The following is a 22,102-nucleotide window of genomic DNA, read 5'->3' on the forward strand; positions in this document are numbered from 1 at the left end:
GCCCCCATCCGGCCCACAGGTCTTACTCTGCTCCCAGCACGTCCTCCCCCACCCGCAGGGGGGGCGTCTTCCCGCCGCATCTCTTCCATGGGAGTCACCACCGTGACCGAAATGACCGACGGCGTCCTGCACACCCTGTTCCGCACGGAGCAGGGCGGCCACGAGCAAGTCGTGCTGTGCCAGGACCGAGCCACCGGCCTGAAAGCCGTCATCGCGATCCACTCCACCGCCCTGGGCCCCGCCCTCGGTGGTACGCGTTTCCACGCCTACGCCTCGGACGAGGAGGCCGTGCGCGACGCGCTCAACCTCTCGCGCGGCATGTCCTACAAGAACGCCATGGCCGGTCTCGGCCTCGGCGGCGGCAAGGCCGTGATCATCGGTGACCCCGACGTCATCAAGACCGAGGAACTCCTGGAGGCCTACGGCCGTTTCGTGGAGTCCCTCGGCGGCCGCTACGTGACCGCCTGCGACGTCGGCACCTTCGTCGCCGACATGGACGTCGTCGCCCGTGAGACCCGCTGGGCCACCGGCCGCTCCCCCGAGAACGGCGGCGCCGGCGACTCCTCGGTGCTCACCGCCTACGGCGTCTTCCAGGGCATGCGCGCCAGCGCGCAGCACCTGTGGGGCGACCCGACCCTGCGCGGCCGCAAGGTCGGCGTCGCGGGCGTCGGCAAGGTCGGCCACTACCTGGTGGAGCACCTGCTGGAGGACGGTGCCGAGGTCGTGATCACCGACGTCCGCCAGGAGTCGGTGCAGCGCATCCTCGACAAGCACCCGGGCAAGGTCACCGCGGTCGCCGACACGGACGCGCTGATCCGTGTCGAGGGCCTCGACATCTACGCCCCGTGCGCACTCGGCGGCGCCCTGAACGACGAGACGGTCCCGGCCCTCACCGCCACGATCGTGTGCGGCGCGGCCAACAACCAGCTCGCCCACCCCGGCATCGAGAAGGACCTCGCGGACCGCGGCATCCTCTACGCCCCGGACTACGTGGTCAACGCGGGCGGTGTCATCCAGGTCGCCGACGAGCTGCACGGCTTCGACTTCGACCGGTGCAAGGTGCAGGCCACGAAGATCTTCGACACCACGCTGGAAATCTTCGCTCGTGCGAAGGCGGACGGCATCCCGCCAGCCGCCGCCGCCGACCGGATCGCCGAGCAGCGGATGGCCGACGGCCGCCGGACCCTCCCGGTGACGGCCTCCTAGAGGGCCCTTGGGGAGGCCCGCCGGGGTGTGGCGAGACGGAACTCACTGCACTTCGGCGGGTCGCCCGCCAGGAAAGGGTTAAAATCGCAGCTGACCAGCGAGGACGGGGCGCCTTGTTGGTTCTGCACCGGGGCGCGTCATGCGGGCGGCGTACCGTATGGCCGCGGAAGCAGGTACCGTTAAACCCCTACGGACGGTCTCTCCACGGAGAGCCCGCTCCGAACCATGAACGCGTGTCAGACTCTGGGGCCGTCGAGCCCCGTCACCGAGGGGGTCGAGCCATGGGGCGCGGCCGGGCAAAGGCCAAGCAGACAAAGGTCGCCCGCCAGCTGAAGTACAGCAGCGGCGGGACTGACTTGTCGCGTCTGGCCAACGAGCTGGGCGCATCGACCGCGGAACCGCTGTCTGTCAGCGAGCCGGTCGAGGTGGACGACGACGAGCTGGACGAGGACGACCCGTACGCTCGGTACGCGGACCTCTACAACAGCGATGACGACGACGAGGACGACGAGTCCGGTCCGTCGGCACAGCGTCGCGGCGCTTGACGCCCTGAGGCGTCTGCACGACACACCAAAGACTGAAACCCGGTCCAGGGCTTAGCCCCGGGCCGGGTTTCAGTGCTGCTCAGCTCGCGTAGGAACCGGTGAGGGTCGCGCCCTCGGTGCGGTCGCCGCGGTCCAGGATCTCGCCCGCCACCCAGGCGTCCACGCCCCGGTCGGCCAGCGCGGTCAGGGCCACGTCCACCGACTCCTGCGGGACCACGGCCATCATGCCGACGCCCATGTTCAGGGTCTTCTCCAGCTCCAGCTGCTCCACCTGCCCGGCCTTGCCGACCAGGTCGAAGATCGCGCCGGGCGTCCAGGTCGCACGGTCGACGGTGGCGTGCAGGTGGTCCGGGATCACCCGGGCCAGGTTGGCCGCCAGGCCGCCGCCGGTGATGTGCGAGTACGCGTGCACCTCGGCCGTCCGGGTGAGGGCCATGCAGTCCAGCGAGTAGATCTTGGTCGGCTCCAGCAGCTCCTCGCCGAGGGTCCGGCCGAGCTCCTCCACATGAGCGTCGAGGGACATCCCGGCGCGGTCGAAGAGGACGTGACGGACCAGCGAGTACCCGTTGGAGTGAAGGCCGGACGATGCCATCGCGATGACGGCGTCCCCCGTACGGATGCGATCCGCGCCGAGCAGGCGGTCGTACTCGACGACGCCCGTGCCCGCACCGGCGACGTCGAAGTCGTCCGGGCCCAGCAGACCGGGGTGCTCGGCGGTCTCGCCGCCCACCAGGGCGCAGCCGGCGAGGACACAGCCCTCGGCGATGCCCTTGACGATCGCGGCGACACGCTCGGGGTGCACCTTGCCGACGCAGATGTAGTCGGTCATGAAGAGCGGCTCGGCGCCGCAGACGACGATGTCGTCCATGACCATCGCGACCAGGTCGTGGCCGATGGTGTCGTACACGCCCAGCTGGCGGGCGATGTCCACCTTGGTGCCGACCCCGTCGGTGGCCGAGGCCAGCAGCGGGCGCTCGTACCGCTTGAGGGCGGAGGCGTCGAAGAGGCCGGCGAAACCGCCGAGGCCGCCGAGGACCTCGGGGCGCTGCGTCTTCTTCACCCACTCCTTCATCAGCTCGACGGCGCGGTCTCCCGCTTCGATGTCGACGCCCGCGGCTGCGTAGCTGGCACCGGTGGTCTTCTCTGTCATGACAGGAGAGAGCTTTCGTGTCGTTACTGCGGTTGGTGCGGGGCCCTGGGAAAAGCCTGAAAGACAGGGCCCCGCGCAGGTCGAGCCGGGGGCTCTACGGGCGACGGAGGGCGTCGGCGGCGTCCGCGCCGCCGGCCAGCTCGGTCTCCAGGAGCTGCTTGCCGAGGAGCTGCGGGTCGGGGAGCTCCATCGGGTACTCGCCGTCGAAGCAGGCACGGCAGAGGTTCGGCTTCTGGATCGTCGTCGCCTCGATCATCGAGTCGAGCGAGATGTAGGAGAGGGAGTCCGCACCCAGCGACGTGGCGATCTCGTCGACCGTCATGCCGTTGGCGATCAGCTCGGCCCGGGTGGCGAAGTCGATGCCGAAGAAGCACGGCCACTTCACCGGCGGCGAGGAGATCCGGATGTGGACCTCGGCCGCGCCGGCCTCGCGGAGCATCTTGACCAGGGCGCGCTGGGTGTTGCCGCGGACGATCGAGTCGTCCACGACCACCAGGCGCTTGCCCCGGATGACTTCCTTGAGGGGGTTGAGCTTCAGGCGGATGCCGAGCTGGCGGATCGTCTGCGAGGGCTGGATGAAGGTCCGGCCGACGTAGGCGTTCTTGACCAGGCCCGATCCGTACGGAATCCCGCTGGCCTCGGCGTATCCGACCGCGGCGGGCGTGCCGGATTCCGGCGTCGCTATCACCAGGTCGGCCTCGACCGGGGCTTCCTTGGCCAGGCGCCGGCCCATCTCGACACGCGAGAGGTAGACGTTCCGGCCGGCGATGTCGGTGTCCGGGCGCGCCAGGTAGACGTACTCGAAGACACAGCCCTTGGGCTTCGCTTCCGCGAATCGGGAGGTGCGCAGACCGTTCTCGTCGATGGCGACGAGTTCACCCGGCTCGACCTCGCGGACGAAGCTGGCGCCGCAGATGTCGAGGGCGGCGGTCTCGCTCGCCACCACCCAGCCGCGCTCCAGGCGGCCGAGGACCAGCGGGCGGATGCCCTGCGGGTCACGGGCGGTGTAGAGGGTCCCCTCGTCCATGAACACCAGCGAGAAGGCGCCCTTGACCTTCGGGAGCACCACGCGGGCGGACTCCTCGATGGTCAGCGGCTTGCCGTCCGCGTCCACCTGGCCGGCCAGCAGGGCCGTGACCAGGTCGGTGTCATTGGTGGCGGCCACCTGGGTGGCACGGCCGTCCTGACGGGGGAGGTCGGCGACCATCTCGGCGAGCTCGGCGGTGTTCACCAGGTTGCCGTTGTGTCCCAGGGCCAGGGAGCCGTGGGCGGTCGCGCGGAAAGTGGGCTGCGCGTTCTCCCAGACGGACGCGCCGGTGGTCGAATAGCGGGCGTGACCGACCGCGATATGACCTTGGAGCGAACCGAGGGAGGTTTCGTCGAAGACCTGGGAAACGAGGCCCATGTCCTTGAAGACGAGGATCTGGGAACCGTTGCTCACAGCGATTCCCGCGGACTCTTGTCCACGGTGCTGCAGCGCATACAGTCCGAAGTAGGTGAGCTTGGCGACCTCTTCACCCGGAGCCCAGACACCGAAGACGCCGCAAGCGTCCTGGGGGCCCTTTTCGCCGGGGAGCAGGTCGTGGTTGAGTCGTCCATCACCACGAGGCACGCTCCCGAGTGTAGGCGAGATCGACCACTGGTCCGAATTGGGGACGGCCGGGAAATGTCACAGCACAGAGGGTGACCGGACGCTCGCGTCTCGGTATTCGGATCACCTTGTTGACATGCACGAAGGCATTCGTACAGGCTCTCGGTCCATGCAGCCTCTCGGTGACCGCGCCGTCACCCTCTTCGAGCGCCGGCACGTGGACCTGGTCCGTGTCGCGAGCGCCATCTGTCGCTGCTCCGCGTAGCCACAACTCTTCCTGCGCCTTTCCCCTTTCCGCCCCGCCCCGCCCTGCTCCGCCGTGCCGCGCGCCGTCCCGCGCCCCGCCCGGAGCCGGCCGGCGGGCCGTGCTTTGGAGTACCTGTGTCTTCGTACGAGAACAAGCTGTCCCGGCGTGCCTTCACAGGCGCCGTCGGGGTGACCGCCGCCGCCGCCGCAGGGCTGGGCGCCGCCCCCGCCCAGGCCGCCGGGACCCCGCAGGCGGGTCCGCCGGAGCGGGAGTTCCGGGCCTCCCGGCGCCGCCCGTCGCGCCGCCCGAACATCCTGTTCATCCTGGGTGACGACCTGGGCTGGGCCGACCTCTCGGCGTACGGCTCCCCCCACATCAGCACGCCGAACCTGGACCGGCTGGCCCGCCAGGGCGTCCGTTTCACCGACGCCTACTCCGGATCCGCGACCTGCTCGCCGACCCGGTTCAGCCTCTACACCGGCCGCTACCCGGCCCGGACCAAGGGCGGGCTGGCCGAACCGATCGCGGACAAGTCCGCCGGCCTGGAGCCCACCCACCCCACGCTGGCCTCGCTGCTGAAGGCCTCCGGGTACGCGACCGCGCTGATCGGCAAGTGGCACGCCGGCTATCTGCCCGACTACAGCCCCACCAGGTCCGGCTGGGACGAGTTCTTCGGGAACTTCGGCGGGGCCCTGGAGTACTACTCCAAGCTGGGCCTGGGCGGCGAGTACGACCTCTACGAGGGCGACGCCGAGTACAAGGACCTGCGCTACTACACACGGATCATCACCGAGCGGGCGAGCGAGTACGTCTCCCGCGACCACCACGGCAGGCCCTGGCTGCTGAACCTGAACTTCACCACGCCGCACTGGCCGTGGATCGCCGACGGTGACACCGAGCAGAGCGCCGAGATCGTCCGCCGCATCAAGGCGGGAGACGGGCGCGCCCTGTGGCACCAGGACGGCGGCTCGGTCGAGAAGTACAAGGAGATGGTCGAGGACCTCGACCGGTCGGTCGGCGAGGTGCTGACGGCCCTGAAGCGCTCCGGCCAGGAGGAGCACACCGTCGTGGTGTTCTCCAGCGACAACGGCGGCGAGCGGTTCTCCTACAACTGGCCGCTGTCGGGCAGCAAGGCCTCCCTCCAGGAGGGCGGCATCCGGGTGCCGAACATCCTGCGCTGGCCCGCCCGGCTGGACGGCGGCCAGGTCAGCCGCGTGCCGGTGTTCAGCCCCGACTGGACCGCGACCCTGCTGGAGCTGGCCGGCGCCCGCCCGCACCCGGCCTACCCGCTGGACGGCGTGAGCCTGGCCGGATACCTGCTGCGCGGCGAGAAGGTCGCCGAACGGGACCTGTTCTGGCGGGTCCGCGGGGAGCGGGCCCTGCGCCGCGGGGACTGGAAGTACTACCGCGGCAAGACGGGCCGCGACCAGCTGTTCCACCTGGCGGGGGACATCCGCGAACAGGCCGACAAGGCCGGCGTGGAGCCCGCCCGGCTGGCGGAGCTGCGCACGGCCTGGGAGGCCGTGAACGCGGGCCTGCTGCCCTACCCGGCGTGAACCGGGCGGCCGGGGCGGGTGCCCGGGGCGGGGCGGGCGGCCGGGGCGGGGCGGGCGGCCGGGGCGGGGCGGGCGGCCGGGGCGGGCGGCGCGTCACTGCGGCCACCCGCCCCGGCCCGCCGCCGCTCGGCTATTCGACGTCGGACGGCGCCTCGGCGATCAGGCCCTTGCCGTCCGCGGAGGTGAGGGTCAGCAGGCGGCCCTCGATCCGGGGGAGGAGCGGGCCGCTCGCGAACAGATCGGTCAGCTTCGCCTCGACCTCGCCCGCCGGGCCGTCGCACGCCATCCGCGTGGTGGTGAGCGGCCCGAAGGTGAGCCGGTCGCCGTCGCGGGTGACCTGGGCGCTGAACCGGTTGCAGCCGAGGGTCCCGCTCACGGACAGGTCGGCGGCGATGGTGAACCGCGCGGTGCCGGCCGCCCCTGCGGGCAGCGAGGACACCGACGAGCCGCTGATCAGGGACTGGACGGTCCACTCGACCGCGGTCAGCGGTGCGTCCGGGGTCGCGGGCGCCGAGGTCATGGCGATGGTGCTCCCGTCGGCGGTCTTCAGGGTGAGCCGGTCGGGCCCCCGGTCGATGGTCAGGCGCCCGGTGAACAGCTTGGCGAAGGCCGTCTCGAACTCCATGTCCGCGCAGGCCATGGTGGTCGAGGCGCCGGGGGTCACGGTCACCGCGGAGGTGCCCGCGAAGGAGGCGGTCGCGGTGAAGCCGTTGCAGCCGTAGTTGCCCTTGACCTGGTTCTCGCCGAAGTCGAGCCGGGCCGCCTCGGGGGCGTGCAGGGTGCGGCCGTCCGTGGTCAGGGACTCGACGGCCCAGCGGCCCACGGGGTCGGGGAGCACCGCGCCCGCGCCCTGCTCCTCGGCCAGGCCGCAGCCGGCCGCGGCGAGCGCGAGGACGAGGACGAGGGCCGGCCCCGCGGGGACGGTGACGTGCCGGAGGGTACGCATGCCCCTGGGACGAACGCGGGCTCCGGTCGGTTCCCCCACGGCCGCGCCCCCGCTCAGCTCATCAGCGGGAGCAGCGCCGACAGGTCGGCCCGCTCTCCGCCGGCCCGCACCCGCGCCGCGTCGAGCTCCTCGGCCCATGTCGTACGGCCGGTCGCGAGCCGGATCCAGGTCAGCGGGTCGGTCTCCACGACGTTCGGCGGGGTGCCGCGGGTGTGGCGCGGGCCCTCGATGCACTGGACCACCGCGAAGGGCGGGATCCGTACCTCGACCGAGCCGCCCGGGGCCTTCAGGGCGAGGGAGTCGGCGAGCAGGCGCGTACAGGCGGCCAGGGCCTGCCGCTCGATCGGGACGTCCAGTCCGGCGGCCCGGTTCAGGTCGTCGGTGTGGACCACCAGCTCCACGGTCCGGGTGACCAGGAAGTCGGCCAGGGTCATGTCCCCGACCCACAGCTGGAGGACGCGCCCGCCGGGGTTCTCCGCGAGCGCCCGGGCCATGGCGTCGGCGGCCCGTTCGTACAGCTCGGGCAGCGGGGCTCCGGCCAGGGTCTCCCGGGCCGCCTCGGAGATCTTCCCGGCGAGGGAGGCGGTGGCGAAGGGCCATTCGACGGCCGTCAGCTCGGCGACGGCGGCGGGCGGCCGGGCCAGGCCGGCGGCCAGCGAGTCCGCGATCCACGCGATGTGCGCGGCGAGGCCGGCGACGCTCCAGTCCCCGAGCCCGCTGGGACGCTCCAGCTGCTCGGGGCCCAACTCCCGTACGACCCCTGCGACATGACCGAACTGTGCGATCACGGCCGCTCTGATTTTGGCGTCGTCGTACCTGCGGGTCCTGGGTGCCATGCACGGAGTCTGCCCGATCAGTCGCCGCCACCGCAGCCGCCGCCGCAGCTGCTGCCGCAACTGCTGGAGCAACTGCTGGATCCGCAGCCGCCGGAGGAGCCGCAGGAACCGCCCGAGCCGCGGGGCCGCTGCGCCGCGCGCTGCTTGCGCTCCTCCTCCTCGGCCCGCCGCCTGAGGGTGTACGAGGTGCCGGCGGCCCGCCAGGGCGACCGGAGGCCGTGCCGGCGGAAGGGCATCAGCGGCACCGCGCGGACGGCGTCGGTGATCGTGCTGTCGCCCCGGTAGTCGGCGTACCGGAGGATCACCTCGGACCCCTCGCAGGGCACCCCGTACAGGAGCGCCTCGTAGGGCTCGGCGTGCCGGTCGATGTCATGGTGGTCGGCCCGCAGCCGGCTCTCCGCGCCCCCGAGGAGGGTCTCGGCGGGGTGGCTGCGGTAGCGGTCCTCGAAGCGGTCGCGGAACGCGATCAGCGGCGGGGCGGTCGTGGTGTCGGCGTCGGCGACCAGCCAGACCGGTCCGAGCCACTGCTCGCGGACGCCCACGCGGATCACCGGCTGGGGCCCGTCGTGCAGCCGCCGGGCGGCGCGCCGTGCCGTGAGGCCGCGGCCGAGCAGCGGGACGCCGGGGGCGAGCAGCAGCATGGCCAGGACCTGCTGGCCGATCGCGTCGTACGGGTGCTCCGGGCCGGCCCCGAGGTCCTGCGCGAGGCCCCACACCAGCAGCGCGGCGGCGGCCAGGCACAGCCCCGCGCCGGTGGCGGCGAGCACCCGTCCGCGTCGGCGGTGGCCGTCCGGCAGGTGCTCGGGGATCGCCGCACGGGCGTGCCCGGCGGCGGCGAGGAACAGCTCGCGCCGGCGGCTGCGCGAGCGGATCCGCAGCGCGGACCCGGCGAACGCCCAGGCGCACAGGACCAGCATCAGCGCCCCACCGGCCCGGCCGGCGGCGTCTGCGGGATCCAGGGCGTACAGGTTCCGCACCGCGTCAGCGGCGATCACGGGCGCGGACAGAAGCGTGGCGGCCGGGAGGAACCGGTACCAGGCGGGGAGGGACAGCAGGAGGACGGCCGGGGCGTATCCGGCCCACGTGGTGCCGTGTGCCGGTGCGCCCGGGTCGTTCCAGGCGACGAGGACGATCGCGAGGACCACCAGCGGCGCGAGGACCCAGCCGAGGGTGACCGGGGCGAAGCCGGCCGGGACGCGCGCGTCGAGCCAGCGCTGGGCGTCCTTGACGTGCCAGTGAGGGGCGCCGCCGTCGGGTATCGCGGCGTCCGGCAGGTGCTTGACGATGCTCACGCGGTCAGTATGCGGAGCCCTCACAGGCGCGGATACGGCCGTCGTGCCACGGAATCGCAACGGCCGCTTGGCGGTGAAGAGGCCGGGCCCCGCACGGAAGTTCTGTGCGGGGCCCGGCAGTACTCTCGCCGTCGATCAGGCCAGCAGGGCCGGGATCGTCGCCTCGTGGGCCTCGCGGAGCTCGGCCAGGGGCAGGCTGAACTCGCCCTGGATCTCGATCTCGTCGCCGTCCACCACGCCGATGCGGGCGACCGGAAGGCCGCGCGCGCCGCACATGTCGGTGAAGCGGAGCTCCTCGCTGCGCGGGACGGCCACGATGGCGCGGCCCGCTGACTCGGAGAAGAGGAACGTGAAGGCGTCCAGGCCCTCGGGGACCACGACGCGCGCGCCGTTGCCGCCCTTGAGGCAGGACTCGGTCAGCGCCTGGATGACACCGCCGTCGGACAGGTCGTGCGCGGCGTCGATCATGCCGTCGCGCGAGGCGGAGATCAGGATCTCGGCCAGCAGCTTCTCGCGGCCCAGGTCCACCTTGGGCGGCAGGCCGCCGAGGTGGTCGTGGACGACCTGCGACCAGGCGGAGCCGCCGAACTCCTCGGCGGTGTCGCCGAGCAGGTACAGCAGCTGTCCGGCCTCCGCGAACGCCATCGGCGTACGGCGGTTGACGTCGTCGATCACGCCGAGGACGGCCACGACCGGGGTCGGGTGGATCGCGACGTCGCCGGTCTGGTTGTAGAGCGAGACGTTGCCGCCGGTGACGGGTGTGCCGAGCTGGAGGCAGCCGTCCGCGAGACCGCGGGTGGCCTCGGCGAACTGCCACATGACGCCCGGGTCCTCGGGGGAGCCGAAGTTGAGGCAGTCGGAGATCGCGAGGGGCTTGGCGCCGGTCGCGGCGACGTTGCGGTACGCCTCGGCCAGGGCCAGCTGCGCGCCCGTGTACGGGTCGAGCTTGGCATAGCGGCCGTTGCCGTCGGTCGCCATGGCGACGCCGAGGTTGGACTCCTCGTCGATGCGGACCATGCCCGCGTCCTCGGGCTGGGCCAGAACGGTGTTGCCCTGCACGAACCGGTCGTACTGGTCGGTGACCCAGGACTTCGACGCCTGGTTCGGCGAGGCGACCAGGGCCAGGACCTGCGCGCGCAGCTCCTCGGAGGTCTGCGGTCGGGGCAGTTTGCCGGCGTCGTCGGCCTGGAGGGCGTCCTGCCAGTCGGGGCGGGCGTAGGGACGGTGGTAGACCGGGCCCTCGTGGGCGACGGTGCCCGGGGGCACGTCCACGATCTGCTCGCCGTGCCAGAAGATCTCCAGGCGCTCGCCGTCGGTCACCTCACCGATGACGGTGGCGATGACGTCCCACTTCTCGCAGATCTCCATGAAGCGGTCGACGTGCTGCGGCTCGACGATCGCGCACATCCGCTCCTGCGACTCGCTCATGAGGATCTCCTCGGGCGAGAGCGTCGCGTCGCGCAGCGGGACGGTGTCGAGCTCGACGCGCATGCCGCCGGAGCCGGCCGAGGCCAGCTCGGAGGTGGCGCAGGACAGGCCGGCGCCGCCGAGGTCCTGGATGCCCGCGACCAGCTTCTCCTTGAAGATCTCCAGGGTGCACTCGATGAGGAGCTTCTCCTGGAAGGGGTCACCGACCTGGACGGCGGGGCGCTTGGTGGGCTTGGTGTCGTCGAAGGTCTCGGACGCGAGGACCGAGACGCCGCCGATGCCGTCGCCGCCCGTGCGGGCGCCGTAGAGGATGACCTTGTTGCCGGGGCCGGAGGCCTGGGCGAGGTGGATGTCCTCGTGCTTCATCACGCCGATGCAGCCGGCGTTGACCAGCGGGTTGCCCTGGTAGCAGGCGTCGAAGACGACCTCACCGCCGATGTTCGGCAGGCCCAGGCAGTTGCCGTAACCACCGATGCCCGCCACCACACCCGGCAGGACGCGCTTGGTGTCGGGGTGGTCGGCCGCGCCGAAGCGCAGCGGGTCCACCACCGCGACCGGGCGGGCACCCATCGCCAGGATGTCGCGGACGATGCCGCCGATGCCGGTGGCCGCGCCCTGGTAGGGCTCGATGTAGGAGGGGTGGTTGTGCGACTCCACCTTGAAGGTGACCGCGTAGCCCTGGCCGACGTCGACGACGCCGGCGTTCTCGCCGATGCCGACGAGCATGGCGTCGTTCTGGGGGGCCTTCTCGCCGAACTGCTTCAGGTGGACCTTGCTGCTCTTGTACGAGCAGTGCTCGGACCACATGACCGAGTACATGGCGAGCTCGGCGCCGGTCGGGCGGCGGCCGAGGATCTCCCGGATCCGGGCGTACTCGTCCTCCTTGAGGCCGAGCTCCTTCCAGGGCTGGGAGGCGTCCGGGGTTTCGGTGGCGTTCTTGACGGTGTCGAGGCTCATGCGCTGACCAGCTTCTTCAGGACCGACGTGAAGAACGGGAGGCCGTCGGTGCGGCCGGTCCCGACCAGCGGCTCGACCGCGTGCTCGGGGTGCGGCATCAGGCCGACGACATTGCCCTCGGCGTTGGTGATGCCCGCGATGTCGCGGAGCGAGCCGTTGGGGTTGACGTCCAGGTACCGGAAGGCCACGCGGCCCTCGGCCTCCAGTTCGTCGAGCGTGCGCTCGTCGGCGACGTACCGGCCGTCCATGTTCTTGAGCGGTACGGAGATCTCCTGGCCGGCGGTGTAGTCGCCGGTCCACGCGCTCTCCGCGTTCTCCACCCGCAGCTTCTGGTCGCGGCAGATGAAGTGCAGGTGGTTGTTGCGGAGCATCGCCCCCGGCAGCAGGTGGGCCTCGGTGAGGACCTGGAAGCCGTTGCAGATGCCGAGGACCGGCATGCCGGCCCTGGCCTGCTCGATGATGGTCTCCATCACCGGCGAGAAGCGGGAGATGGCCCCGGCGCGCAGGTAGTCCCCGTAGGAGAAGCCGCCCGCGAGGACGACCGCGTCGACCTGGTGCAGGTCCTTGTCGCGGTGCCACAGCGAGACGGGCTCGGCCCCCGCGAGGCGGACGGCGCGCAGCGAGTCACGGTCGTCGAGCGTTCCGGGGAACGTGACGACACCGATGCGAGTGGTCACCGTCAGGCCTCGACCTTCACGGTGAAGTCTTCGATGACGGTGTTGGCGAGGAACGTTTCGGCCATCTTGTGGATGCGGTCGAGGGCGGCCTGGTCGACCGGTCCCTCCACTTCCAGTTCGAAGCGCTTCCCCTGACGGACGTCGGCGATGCCCTCGAAGCCCAGGCGCGGCAGTGCACGCTGCACCGCCTGGCCCTGGGGGTCGAGGATCTCCGGCTTGAGCATGACGTCGACTACGACGCGTGCCACTGGCACTCCCGATGAGGTGGTTGGTGCAAGGCGGTTCCTTCAGCGTACCCGCCCGAAATTTCTACGCGGGTAGATATCCGAGGGGCCTGATCACCGGGCCGTTTCGGCTTCACCAACGCTTCGCAAAATCCCCAGGAAAACCACGTACCCGGCATTGCGGCGGGACACGCGGAGAGAATTAACTGAGCTTCGCAATGCAATGGGAATCGGGGTACAAAGGAATCAACCGGGATTCCGGCCGAAAGTTTCATTGCCCCAAAACATCCGAACAGGCGACATCGCCGCACGTCAGCAGGTGGCGGCGTCGCACGAAGGGACCGATATCCGTGGCGCAGCGCGTAGTGGTCACGCTCTCCGACGACATCGATGGCGGAGAAGCGGCGGAAACGGTCATGTTCGCCCTGGACGGTAAGTCGTACGAGATCGACCTCAATGTGGCCAACGCAAAGAAACTGCGGAAGAGCCTCGCGCCCTTCGTGGCCGCCGGCCGCCGCCAGTCGCGCTCGGGGAAGACCTTCAAGCACACCTCGGTCGCACCCGACCCGGCGGTCGTCCGCGCCTGGGCCCGGTCCAACCAGCACGACGTGCCGCCCCGGGGCCGCATCCCGAAGAAGATCTACGAGGCCTACAACGCGGCTCACTGAGGGCCGATTTGCCATCCACCCCCTCCCTTCGGCTAATGTGTGGATCACGCCGAGGGGCGAGGCCGCAGGTCAGAGCCTCCGAGGTCGTGCGGGTGTAGTTCAGTAGCAGAACATCCCTCTTCCAGAGGGAAGGCGCAGTGTGCGATTCCTGTCACCCGCTCTGCATGACTTTCCGACCACTCCGGTGGATCGGGTAGAGTGATGCACGTACTGCTCCGGCAGTGCACTGCTTGCGGACGTAGCTCAGTTGGTAGAGCACCACCTTGCCAAGGTGGATGTCGCGCGTTCGAGTCGCGTCGTCCGCTCTGTAAGTCGAAGGCCCCGATCATCTCGATCGGGGCCTTCTTCGTATTCCGCCTCGGCCGCATCCGGCACCGGGCCTCCTGACAAATGTCATCTCCGGCCATGACAGCGCGCACTGCCGGCCCGGTCCGGGCGCCGGGACGCTTGGATCATGACTGACACCGTGATCGAAGCCCGGGACCTGCGCCGCGGCTACACCGGAGGATTCGAGGCCGTACGGGGCGTCTCCTTCTCCGTGGCGCGAGGTGAGATCTTCGCCCTGCTCGGCACGAACGGCGCGGGCAAGACCTCCACCGTCGAACTGCTGGAGGGGCTGGCCGCGCCGAGCGGCGGGCAGGTCCGCGTCTTCGGCCTCGACCCGCTCACCCGGCGGGCCGAGGTCCGCCCGCGCACCGGAGTCATGCTCCAGGAGGGCGGCTTCCCCTCCGACCTGTCGGTCGCCGAGACCGTACGGATGTGGGGCGGGGTCACCACCGGCGCCCGCCCGGCGGCCGAGGTTCTCGACCTGGTCGGCCTGGCCGCACGGTCCTCCGTACGCGTCAAGCAGCTGTCCGGCGGCGAACGGCGGCGCCTCGACCTGGCGCTGGCCCTGCTCGGCCGGCCGGAGGTGCTCTTCCTGGACGAGCCCACCACCGGAATGGACCCCGAAGGGCGCCGGGACACCTGGGCCCTGGTGCGCGAACTGCGGAAGCAGGGCACCACGGTGCTGCTGACCACCCACTACCTGGAAGAGGCCGAGGAACTCGCGGACCGCCTCGCCATCCTCCACGAGGGCGAGCTCGTCCTGTCGGGCACTCCGGCCGAGGTGACCGCCACCCGGCCCGCCCGGATCCGCTTCACCCTGCCCGACGGGGTGCCCGCGGCCCGGCTCCCGCTGACCCTGCGGGCGGCGGCCTTCGGGCAGCGCGTGGAGATCCGTACCGAACGGCTCCAGGAGGACCTGACCGAGCTGCTCGGCTGGGCCCGGGAGGACGGCGTACGGCTGACCGGGCTCGACGCCCGGTCGGCCTCCCTGGAGGAGGCCTTCCTGGAGATCGCCCAGAACCGCCGTGGCGCCGGCGACCGTACCGAGGACACCATGGCAGGGATCCGATGAACACACCCACCCTGAACGCCGGCCGGATCACGGCACTCGGCCGCTCCGAGCTCACCCTGCTGGTGCGCAACCGGGCCACGCTGACCCTGGCCCTGCTGATGCCGCTGCTGATGGTGTTCGTCCTGCGCTCCTCCCTCAGCGGCGCCGAGGGCGCCCGGGCCGTCGGCGAGGCCACCCTGACCGGCGGGATCGGCATGGTGCTGCTCCTCGTCGTCCACATGAACCTGGTCTCCTCCTACGTCGCCCGCCGCGAGGAACTCGTCCTCAAGCGGCTGCGGACCGGCGAGGCGAGCGACCTGGAGATCCTGGCCGGGACCGCGCTGCCCGCCGCCGCTCTCGCCCTCGCGCAGATCGCCGTCCTCGCGGTCGCCGGGGCGGCCGCCCTGGACGTGCGCATGCCGCAGAATCCGCTGCTGCTGGTGGCAGCCGTCCTCGCCGGTGTCCTGGTGCTCGCCGCGCTGTCCGCGGTGACCAGCTCCTTCACCCGCACCGTGGAGACCGCCGGCCTCACCACACTGCCGCTGTTCCTGGCGACCGTGCTCGGCTCGGGGCTGTTCGCCCCGACGGACGCACTGCCCGACCTCGCGGCCTCGCTGTGCGAACTGCTGCCGCTCAGCGGGGTGATGACGCTCGTACGGGCCGGCTGGAGCGGCGGCGCCGAGGGCGGGGACCTGCTGGGGGCCGCGCTCACCGCACTGGCCTGGATCATGATCAGCGTGTTTGCTGTCCAGCGGTGGTTCCGCTGGGAACCGCGCCGCTAGGACGAGTCGGGGGACGGGGCCGTGTCGAAACTGACCGGGTGGTGGAAGAACCGCAGCACGGCGGGGAAGGTGGAGTTGTACACCCGCGGGTCGTTCTACCTCTTCGTGATCCTGGAGGTCGTGTCCTTCGGGCTGACCCCGCTGGTCGCCGCGGCCGCCGAACGGACCTCCCACGTGGTGCCCCTCGCGCTCTTCCTCATGATGTGCGCGCACGCGGCCCTGTGCGGGGTGCTCAGCTCCCGGGCGCTGCACTGGGTGGTGGGGCGGCGCGAACGCCCCACCCGGCTCGCGGTGACCACCGCCCTGGTGACGGCGGGCTGCATCCTGGCCGTCCTCGCGCTGCGGACCACCGGGGAGTCCCAGGCGACCGTGGCCCCGACCATGGTGGCCGGGCTGGCCTGGTTCACCTCCGGAGCGCTCGTGCTGTGCCTGAAGTCGGTACGGCGCATGTGGTACGTCTCGGCGGCGGCGGCCGTCGCCACCGGACTGGCCGCCCTGGGCCTCGGGATGCCTGCGGCGAAGGCCCTCGGGTACGCCGTCGGCGTGCTGCTGGGAGGCCTGTTCTTCGGCGCCACGTGCGGGTTCTCGGGCTGGCTGCTGAGGACCGTCTACGAACTGGACCGCTCCCGCGAGGTCCAGGCGCGGCTGGCGGTGGCCGAGGAGCGGCTGCGCTTCGGCCGCGACCTGCACGACGTGATGGGCCGCAACCTGGCCGTCATCGCCCTCAAGAGCGAGCTGGCGGTCCAACTGGCCCGGCGCGAACGCCCGGAGGCGGTGGATCAGATGATCGAGGTCCAGCGGATCGCCCGGGAGTCCCAGCGGGAGGTACGGGACGTGGTGCGCGGCTACCGGGAGGCGGACCTGGCGGTGGAGCTGGAGGGCGCGCGCGGCGTGCTGAGCGCGGCCGGGATGGACTGCCGGGTCGACTTCCGGTCCGACCGGGAGCTGCCCTCCGAAGTCCAGTCCGCGCTCGGCTGGGTGGTCCGCGAGGCCACGACGAACGTGCTGCGGCACGGGGACGCGCAGCGCTGCCGGATCCGGCTGACGGCCCCGGAGAGCGGCCCCGTGACGCTGCTGGTGGAGAACGACGGCGCGCCGGAGGCCCCTGCCGGGCCGCCCGGCTCGGGACTGGCCGGGCTGCGGGAACGGCTCGCCGTACTGGAGGGCACGCTGGAGGCGGGGCTGGTCGGCGACGGCCGGTTCCGGCTGCGTGCCGAGATACCGGGCCCACGGCTCGATGGACTGGAGGTGCGGGCGTGAGCCCCGTACGCGTACTGCTCGCCGACGACGAGCACCTGATCCGCGGGGCGCTGGCCGCGCTCCTCGCCCTGGAGGACGACCTGCTGGTCGTCGCGGAGGCGGCGTCCGGCCCCGAGGCGCTGGCGATGGCGCGGGCGCACCGCCCGGACGTGGCGGTGCTGGACCTGCAGATGCCGGGGGCGGACGGTGTGAGTGTCGCCACATCCCTGCGGGCCGAACTCCCCGACTGCAGGACGATGATCGTGACCAGTCACGGCCGTCCCGGACACCTGAAGAGGGCCCTGGCCGCCGGGGTGCGGGCCTTCGCCCCGAAGACGGTCTCGGCGCAGCGGCTGGCCGAACTGATCCGGACCGTGCACGCCGGAGGCCGTTATGTGGACCCGGAGTTGGCGGCCGACGCGATCAGCGCCGGGGACTCCCCGCTGACCGCCAGGGAGGCCGAAGTGCTGGAGCTGGCGGGGGACGGGGCGCCGATCGCGGAGATCGCGGAGCGGGCCTCGCTCTCGCAGGGAACCGTCCGCAACTACCTGTCCTCGGCGGCCACGAAGCTGGGTGCCGAGAACCGGCACACCGCAGTGCGTCTCGCGAGGGAGCGAGGTTGGGTATAGTAGGTCTCGCCTTACGGCGCTTGCGGACATAGCTCAGTTGGTAGAGCACCACCTTGCCAAGGTGGATGTCGCGCGTTCGAGTCGCGTTGTCCGCTCTGTAAGGAAGAAGCCCCGGTCCTCGGACCGGGGCTTCTTCGTTTCCCTACGCCCAGTCCAGACCGGTCAGGCGCTCGTACGCCTCGATGTACTTCGCGCGGGTCTGCGCGACGACCTGCGTCGGGAGGGCCGGCGGCGGGAGTTCGCCCTTCGGGTCCCAGCCGGAGGCCGCGGAGGCCAGCCAGTCGCGGACGTACTGCTTGTCGAAGGAGGGCTGCGCGCGGCCCGGCTCCCACTCGTCGGCGGGCCAGAAGCGGGAGGAGTCCGGGGTCAGCACCTCGTCCGCGGCGACCAGGGTGCGGTCCTCCGGGTCGAAGCCGAACTCGAACTTGGTGTCGGCCAGGATGATCCCGCGCTCGCGGGCGATGTCCCGGGCCCGGCTGTAGACGGCGAGGGTGGTCTGGCGCAGCAGTGCGGCCGTCTCGGCGCCGGTGGTGCGCGCGACCTCCTCGTAGGAGACGTTCTCGTCGTGCTCGCCGACCTCGGCCTTGGCGGCCGGAGTGAAGATCGGGCCGGGCAGCTCGGAGCCGTTGACGAGGCCCTCGGGGAGGCCGAGTCCGCAGACCGTGCGGGTCTGGTTGTACTCGACGAGGCCCGAGCCGGTGAGGTAGCCGCGGGCCACGCACTCGACCGGGACCATGTCGAGGTTCTTGCAGACCAGGGTGCGGCGGGCCCAGTCGGCGGGGGCGCCGGCGGGCAGCTCGGTGGAGAGCACGTGGTTCGGGACGAGGTCCGCGAGCTGGTCGAACCACCACAGGGAGAGCTGGGTCAGGACCCGGCCCTTGTCCGGGATCTCGGTGGGCAGCACCCAGTCGAAGGCGGAGATGCGGTCGCTGGCGACCATGACGAGGCGGCCGTCCTCGTCCCGGTAGAGGTCGCGCACCTTTCCGGTGTGGAGGTGGACGAGGCCCGGAACCTGAACCGGCTCGGGCTTTTCTACGAATCCGGACACGGGGTCTCCCTGTGGTTCTGTATGACGCGCACCCCGATTCTCGCGCACCCGGGTCCCCTCCCGGGGACAGGGGTGCGCGGCCGCCCGCCGCCGTGTCAGTCGTGCTTGCAGATCCGGTCGAGGAGATTGGCCGTGGCCCGCTGCACGCGCTCGTCGACGTGGCCGGGGCGGTCGAGGGCCGGGGACCAGGCGAACGTGCCGGAGGCGAAGACCAGGGCCCCGCTGGGAGCCCGGTAGAGGGAGGTCTCCTGGTGGCGGCGCTGGCCCTCGCTGTCGAGGTACGGGGAGTGCGCGAGCAGGATCCGGACCTGGTGCTCGGGGAGCTGGGTGCGCGGGAAGTACCGGTCGGCCTCGCCCGCGACCAGGCCGGGCAGTTCGTCGTTCTCGCCGGCGCCGGTGGAGTCCCACAGCCAGTGCGTGGCGTTGCGCACGATCATCGGCGCGGGCTCGGGGACGCGGCCCGCGTACTGGATGCCGAGCAGCTGCTGCTCGGGGCGGTCGACCTCGCGCCAGAGGCTGGGGCGGCCCGGTCCGCGGCGTTTGCGGCAGGTGAGCAGCCGGTCGGCGACGCCGGAGGGCGACGGAGCCAGCTCGACCTGCCAGTACATGGTGTTCGCGGAGAGGAAGACGAGCGACGTCCCGTGGTTGCGGGCCCGCTCGACGGTGCGGCGCATCGGGGCCGACCAGTACTCGTCGTGGCCGGGGAAGACCAGGCCCCGGTAACGGGTGGGGTCGACGCGGCCGGCGTGCAGGTCGCGGGTGTCGGCGTAGGCGATGTCGTAGCCGTAGCGCTCGGCCCAGCGGATGAAGTCGTAGGCGTGGCCGACGTGGAGGGGCAGGCCCGCGCCCGCGTAGGGCCGGTCGAAGGAGACGGTGACGGCCGCGTCCTGCTCGCCGAGGAGCCGGCCCGCCTCGTCCCAGGCGTGGTAGAGACTGGCGCCGGTCCGGCCGTCCTCCGGGTAGAGGTTGTACGCCTGCCAGGTGATGTCGGGGAGCAGGAGCAGGAGGTCGGCGGGGTGGTCGTCGCGGACCGTGAAGGGGATGTGGGAGCGGTAGCCGTCGGCGGTGGTGAGGACGGCCACGTACGCGCCGACGCTCCAGTACGACGGGACCTGCAGGCGCCAGGAGAGCCACCAGTGGTGGCAGGAGACGGTGCGGTCCGCGGCGAGGGGGGCGGGCTGGACGATGCCGGACAGGCGGGGGCTGGTGGTGATCTTCGAGGCGCCGTCGCCGCCGTAGTGGCCGATCCGGTAGACGTCGACGGAGAACTGCTGGGGCGGGTCGACGGTGATATGGAAGTCGATGGCCTCGCCCGGGGCGACGGCTCCGGTGGAGGCGAAGCCCTTGATCTGGCGGTGCACGTCGTCGGCCGTGCGGGGGCCGCCGGCACCGCGGGCCCGGGGGATCTGGCCGGTTCCGGCGGCCGCGGCGGCCGGGTCCACGTACCAGGGGACCACCTGGCCGGTGTCGTCGAAGTAGAGCTCGCTGCCCCGGAACCAGGGCAGGGGGCCCTGTCCGAAGGGGTCGTTCACCGCGTGCGCGAGCGCACCCGACTCCCAACGCCGGATCTGGTCCGTACCCATGACCGCTCCCCTCCCTCGCTCCCCCGGCCGGCGTGGATCGCCTCGGTGCGTGGCGCCGGTCGGCGCCGGTACGGCACTGTCCGGACCTCCGCTTCGGGAGCGTCCAGCCGCTACCGGTCCCAGCACATCACATAACGCACGCAGTCCGTCACCGTTCGTCGCGAATTGACGAGACCGGAACATTGACGTCCGCTTGTGTGTGCGGTCCGTCGCCCCGCCGGGGGAGGGGGTGGCTCTCTCAGACCAGGCGGACCGGCTTCTCCGTGCGGACGCCCAGGGCCGACAGCCACTCCCGCAGGGGCTCCGGGTCGCCGTCCTCGACCAGGCAGAGCACGCGGGGCGGCAGATCGGCCCGGCGGTCGCCGTCGACCAGCAGGACCGGCCCGTCGAGCCAGTCCATGCCGGGGGCGGCCCCGGCGGAGTCCACGGCCGCGCAGCACACCATCGCCGTCACGTGGTCGGCCAGCAGGTCCCGGCCGCTGCGCGGCGGCTGCAGCGGGAACAGCGGTACGGCGTCCGCGCCGCGCGCCTTCCCGGCCCCGCCGGCGGCGCCCGCGGCCCGCTCCTCACGGGCCAGGTCGGCGCTGAGCCGGCCGGCCAGGGCCTCGCCGAGCGCCCCTTCTCCCGAGGCGCCGGTGAGGCAGCCGAGCACCCGCTCCAGCGTGGGCCCGGCGAAGCCGTCCACGGCGGGGGGCGCCGCGTCGGCGGCCTCGATCGTGACGGGTCCCGCCGCACCGGACGGACCGGACGGGGCCGGTGAGCCGGCGGCCGCGCCGGCAGCAGAGACGGGGCCGGTTGCAGAGACGGGGCCGGCGGCGGTTGCGGGGGCCACCGGCGCGGCGGGGGCGGCCGTCCCGGCACCCTCCGGGCTCGCGGAGCCGGCGGCCCCGGGGGATCCGGCCGCCCCGGTCGGACCGGCCAGGCCCGCCGGGCCGGCCAGCGCGTCCAGTGCCGTGTGCAGGCGGGCAGCCTCCGTACGCCACTTGCGGTCCACGACCTCTTCCGGATAGGCCGCCCACTCCACCGGGGACCAGTCGGGCCCGGCCTCGGCGGGTCCGCCGTGGAAGAGCCGCGCCGCCAGCAGCGAGGCCGCCTCGTCGATCACGCCGGGCTGCTCCAGCAGGTCGCAGGCGGGCCGCTCGCCGAGCCGCGAGGTGAAGCCCTCCGCCAGCCGGTCGCGCCGCGACAGCTCGGTCAGCGCCGAGACCACCCCGGCGTCCAGATGCGCGGGCCAGCGGCCCATCCGCCAGGCGGGCAGGGCCACCCGGGTCAGCAGCCGGTCCCAGCCCGCGTAGGCCAGGCCCACCTGCTCCTGGGCGACGATGCGCAGCCCGTAGTCCACACCCTGTGCACGGTCCGACGCGGCGGCGGCCACCCCGCGCTCCATCTCGGCGGCGTCCGTCCGGCACAGCCTCAGCAGGAGCCGGGCCGGTGCGGCGATCCAGCCGAGCCCGCGACGGCTGCCCACGTCCACGGCCGCGTCCAGACCCCGCACGAAGGCCCGCGCGTCGGCTATGTCCGGCTGCGCGGAAGGACCTGTACCGGCGACGACCGGCGCGAGGACCGCCCGCAGCTCCGCGACCCGCATCCACCACAGGAACGGCGAGCCGATCACCAGCACCGGAGCCGCACCGGGCGCGGACTGGGGGCCGCCGGCTATGCCGCCCCGGCGGTGGGCCGCATGGGCGCGGTCCTCCAGCCAGCTGTCGCAGTCCGGCGTCAGGGCTATCGCGGAGGGCGGCGGCACGTCCATCCGGTCGGCCAGGTCCCGCACCAGGCGGTAGAGATCGGGGGCGGCGGCCTCGGACAGCGGCACCGTCGGCGTCACCGCCGGGCTCGCCCGCAGCACCACCGCGGCGAACACCCCGCCGACGAGCAGCACCAGCGCGGCCACCGCGCACACCACGAGCGTCACGGTGCCCCAGGCCTCGCCCGCCAGCCGTCCCGTCGTCCGGGCCGCCACCAACACCACCGCGAGGGCGGCCGGCAGCAGCACGACGGCCAGGGCCCGGCTGCGCACGCGCAGCACGGCCAGGGCGCGGGACCGCGCGGACGGAACGCCCGCTTCCATGATCGAACCGATTCCGGACACGGCCGGTCTCACCCCCTCTGCCCTGCGG

20 protein-coding genes and 3 tRNA genes are annotated in these 22,102 nt (G+C 72.2%); 12 read left to right on the forward strand and 11 right to left on the reverse strand.

What is annotated here, in order from left to right:
* Positions 1–87: 87 nt before the first annotated feature.
* Entirely contained in the window at positions 88–1,206 is a 1,119-nt protein-coding gene (locus NRK68_RS16190) for a Leu/Phe/Val dehydrogenase (protein ID WP_030664648.1), read from the forward strand.
* A 281-nt stretch (positions 1,207–1,487) separates the two neighbouring features.
* Positions 1,488–1,751, forward strand: a complete 264-nt coding sequence (locus NRK68_RS16195; RefSeq protein ID WP_030957046.1) for a DUF3073 domain-containing protein — start codon at positions 1,488–1,490, stop codon at positions 1,749–1,751.
* Between the two features lie 79 nt (positions 1,752–1,830).
* Here NRK68_RS16195 and purM read toward each other — a convergent pair whose 3' ends face one another.
* Together purM and purF are read right to left on the reverse strand one after the other, a co-directional pair.
* Positions 1,831–2,901 (reverse strand): phosphoribosylformylglycinamidine cyclo-ligase, encoded by a 1,071-nt coding sequence (purM, locus tag NRK68_RS16200; RefSeq protein ID WP_257856076.1) that lies wholly within the window; start codon positions 2,899–2,901, stop codon positions 1,831–1,833.
* Positions 2,902–2,995: 94 nt separating this feature from the next.
* Complete coding sequence (purF, locus tag NRK68_RS16205) at positions 2,996–4,513, reverse strand: amidophosphoribosyltransferase (RefSeq protein ID WP_046777511.1); 1,518 nt, start codon at positions 4,511–4,513, stop codon at positions 2,996–2,998.
* A gap of 148 nt (positions 4,514–4,661) precedes the next feature.
* On the opposite strand from purF, the gene NRK68_RS36945 reads away from it, so the two are divergent.
* Together NRK68_RS36945 and NRK68_RS16210 are read left to right on the forward strand one after the other, a co-directional pair.
* Positions 4,662–4,757, forward strand: a complete 96-nt coding sequence (locus NRK68_RS36945; RefSeq protein ID WP_310942119.1) for a putative leader peptide — start codon at positions 4,662–4,664, stop codon at positions 4,755–4,757.
* Between the two features lie 116 nt (positions 4,758–4,873).
* Complete coding sequence (locus NRK68_RS16210) at positions 4,874–6,295, forward strand: sulfatase-like hydrolase/transferase (RefSeq protein ID WP_183069836.1); 1,422 nt, start codon at positions 4,874–4,876, stop codon at positions 6,293–6,295.
* Between the two features lie 130 nt (positions 6,296–6,425).
* Here NRK68_RS16210 and NRK68_RS16215 read toward each other — a convergent pair whose 3' ends face one another.
* The 6 genes from NRK68_RS16215 to purS form a co-directional block, all read right to left on the reverse strand.
* Positions 6,426–7,241: an META domain-containing protein gene (locus tag NRK68_RS16215; RefSeq protein ID WP_183069835.1), complete on the reverse strand. Its 816-nt coding sequence runs from the start codon at positions 7,239–7,241 to the stop codon at positions 6,426–6,428.
* Positions 7,242–7,294: 53 nt separating this feature from the next.
* On the reverse strand, positions 7,295–8,077 hold the full coding sequence (locus NRK68_RS16220; RefSeq protein ID WP_257856079.1) for a maleylpyruvate isomerase family mycothiol-dependent enzyme: 783 nt from the start codon (positions 8,075–8,077) through the stop codon (positions 7,295–7,297).
* A 17-nt stretch (positions 8,078–8,094) separates the two neighbouring features.
* Positions 8,095–9,369, reverse strand: coding sequence for a hypothetical protein (locus NRK68_RS16225; RefSeq protein WP_257856081.1), 1,275 nt, complete (start codon positions 9,367–9,369; stop codon positions 8,095–8,097).
* 135 nt (positions 9,370–9,504) lie between these two features.
* Positions 9,505–11,754, reverse strand: a complete 2,250-nt coding sequence (gene purL, locus NRK68_RS16230) for a phosphoribosylformylglycinamidine synthase subunit PurL (protein WP_257856082.1) — start codon at positions 11,752–11,754, stop codon at positions 9,505–9,507.
* Positions 11,751–12,431: a phosphoribosylformylglycinamidine synthase subunit PurQ gene (purQ, locus tag NRK68_RS16235; protein ID WP_257856084.1), complete on the reverse strand. Its 681-nt coding sequence runs from the start codon at positions 12,429–12,431 to the stop codon at positions 11,751–11,753. Before purQ ends, purL begins: the two co-directional genes overlap by 4 nt.
* 2 nt (positions 12,432–12,433) lie before the next feature.
* The gene (gene purS, locus NRK68_RS16240; RefSeq protein ID WP_008740952.1) at positions 12,434–12,685 is read right to left on the reverse strand and encodes a phosphoribosylformylglycinamidine synthase subunit PurS; all 252 of its coding nucleotides are present in this window, start codon (positions 12,683–12,685) and stop codon (positions 12,434–12,436) included.
* Positions 12,686–13,005: 320 nt separating this feature from the next.
* Here purS and NRK68_RS16245 point away from each other — a divergent pair, with 320 nt between their 5' ends.
* The 8 genes from NRK68_RS16245 to NRK68_RS16280 all read left to right on the forward strand — a co-directional run bounded on the left by NRK68_RS16245 (position 13,006) and on the right by NRK68_RS16280 (position 17,446).
* The gene (locus NRK68_RS16245) at positions 13,006–13,323 is read left to right on the forward strand and encodes a histone-like nucleoid-structuring protein Lsr2 (RefSeq protein ID WP_183066294.1); all 318 of its coding nucleotides are present in this window, start codon (positions 13,006–13,008) and stop codon (positions 13,321–13,323) included.
* A gap of 88 nt (positions 13,324–13,411) precedes the next feature.
* Positions 13,412–13,483, forward strand: a tRNA-Gly gene (locus tag NRK68_RS16250).
* Between the two features lie 72 nt (positions 13,484–13,555).
* A tRNA-Gly gene (locus tag NRK68_RS16255) sits at positions 13,556–13,628 on the forward strand.
* A gap of 149 nt (positions 13,629–13,777) precedes the next feature.
* Positions 13,778–14,722: an ABC transporter ATP-binding protein gene (locus NRK68_RS16260; RefSeq protein ID WP_257856085.1), complete on the forward strand. Its 945-nt coding sequence runs from the start codon at positions 13,778–13,780 to the stop codon at positions 14,720–14,722.
* Positions 14,719–15,483 carry an ABC transporter permease gene (locus NRK68_RS16265; RefSeq protein WP_257856087.1) on the forward strand — a complete coding sequence of 255 codons (765 nt, stop codon included), beginning with the start codon at positions 14,719–14,721 and terminating at the stop codon, positions 15,481–15,483. The genes NRK68_RS16260 and NRK68_RS16265 overlap by 4 nt, the downstream gene beginning before the upstream one ends.
* A 21-nt stretch (positions 15,484–15,504) precedes the next feature.
* A complete protein-coding gene (locus tag NRK68_RS16270) occupies positions 15,505–16,743 on the forward strand; it encodes a sensor histidine kinase (protein WP_183066297.1) in 1,239 nt (412 codons plus the stop codon).
* On the forward strand, positions 16,740–17,351 hold the full coding sequence (locus NRK68_RS16275) for a response regulator transcription factor (RefSeq protein ID WP_046777520.1): 612 nt from the start codon (positions 16,740–16,742) through the stop codon (positions 17,349–17,351). Before NRK68_RS16270 ends, NRK68_RS16275 begins: the two co-directional genes overlap by 4 nt.
* 22 nt (positions 17,352–17,373) lie before the next feature.
* A tRNA-Gly gene (locus NRK68_RS16280) sits at positions 17,374–17,446 on the forward strand.
* Positions 17,447–17,493: 47 nt separating this feature from the next.
* Here the strand turns inward: NRK68_RS16280 and NRK68_RS16285 are convergent.
* From NRK68_RS16285 to NRK68_RS16295, 3 genes are all read right to left on the reverse strand, one after another.
* On the reverse strand, positions 17,494–18,399 hold the full coding sequence (locus NRK68_RS16285) for a phosphoribosylaminoimidazolesuccinocarboxamide synthase (protein WP_183066298.1): 906 nt from the start codon (positions 18,397–18,399) through the stop codon (positions 17,494–17,496).
* Positions 18,400–18,494: 95 nt separating this feature from the next.
* Entirely contained in the window at positions 18,495–19,982 is a 1,488-nt protein-coding gene (locus tag NRK68_RS16290) for a N,N-dimethylformamidase beta subunit family domain-containing protein (protein ID WP_183066299.1), read from the reverse strand.
* A gap of 238 nt (positions 19,983–20,220) precedes the next feature.
* Positions 20,221–22,074: a M48 family metalloprotease gene (locus NRK68_RS16295; protein WP_257856088.1), complete on the reverse strand. Its 1,854-nt coding sequence runs from the start codon at positions 22,072–22,074 to the stop codon at positions 20,221–20,223.
* Positions 22,075–22,102 lie beyond the last annotated feature (28 nt).

Origin of the sequence: Streptomyces yangpuensis, from assembly GCF_024666385.1 — a bacterium.
Classification (GTDB): Bacteria; Actinomycetota; Actinomycetes; order Streptomycetales; family Streptomycetaceae; genus Streptomyces; species Streptomyces yangpuensis.

Excerpts from the sequence above, each read along its gene's own strand:
- NRK68_RS16190 (WP_030664648.1), top strand. The coding sequence starts at position 88 with ATGGGAGTCACCACCGTGACCGAAATGACCGACGGCGTCCTGCACACC.
- NRK68_RS16195 (WP_030957046.1), top strand. The coding sequence starts at position 1,488 with ATGGGGCGCGGCCGGGCAAAGGCCAAGCAGACAAAGGTCGCCCGCCAG.
- purM (WP_257856076.1), bottom strand. The coding sequence starts at position 2,901 with ATGACAGAGAAGACCACCGGTGCCAGCTACGCAGCCGCGGGCGTCGAC.
- NRK68_RS36945 (WP_310942119.1), top strand. The coding sequence starts at position 4,662 with ATGCAGCCTCTCGGTGACCGCGCCGTCACCCTCTTCGAGCGCCGGCAC.
- NRK68_RS16215 (WP_183069835.1), bottom strand. The coding sequence starts at position 7,241 with ATGCGTACCCTCCGGCACGTCACCGTCCCCGCGGGGCCGGCCCTCGTC.
- NRK68_RS16220 (WP_257856079.1), bottom strand. The coding sequence starts at position 8,077 with ATGGCACCCAGGACCCGCAGGTACGACGACGCCAAAATCAGAGCGGCC.
- purL (WP_257856082.1), bottom strand. The coding sequence starts at position 11,754 with ATGAGCCTCGACACCGTCAAGAACGCCACCGAAACCCCGGACGCCTCC.
- NRK68_RS16260 (WP_257856085.1), top strand. The coding sequence starts at position 13,778 with ATGACTGACACCGTGATCGAAGCCCGGGACCTGCGCCGCGGCTACACC.
- NRK68_RS16265 (WP_257856087.1), top strand. The coding sequence starts at position 14,719 with ATGAACACACCCACCCTGAACGCCGGCCGGATCACGGCACTCGGCCGC.
- NRK68_RS16290 (WP_183066299.1), bottom strand. The coding sequence starts at position 19,982 with ATGGGTACGGACCAGATCCGGCGTTGGGAGTCGGGTGCGCTCGCGCAC.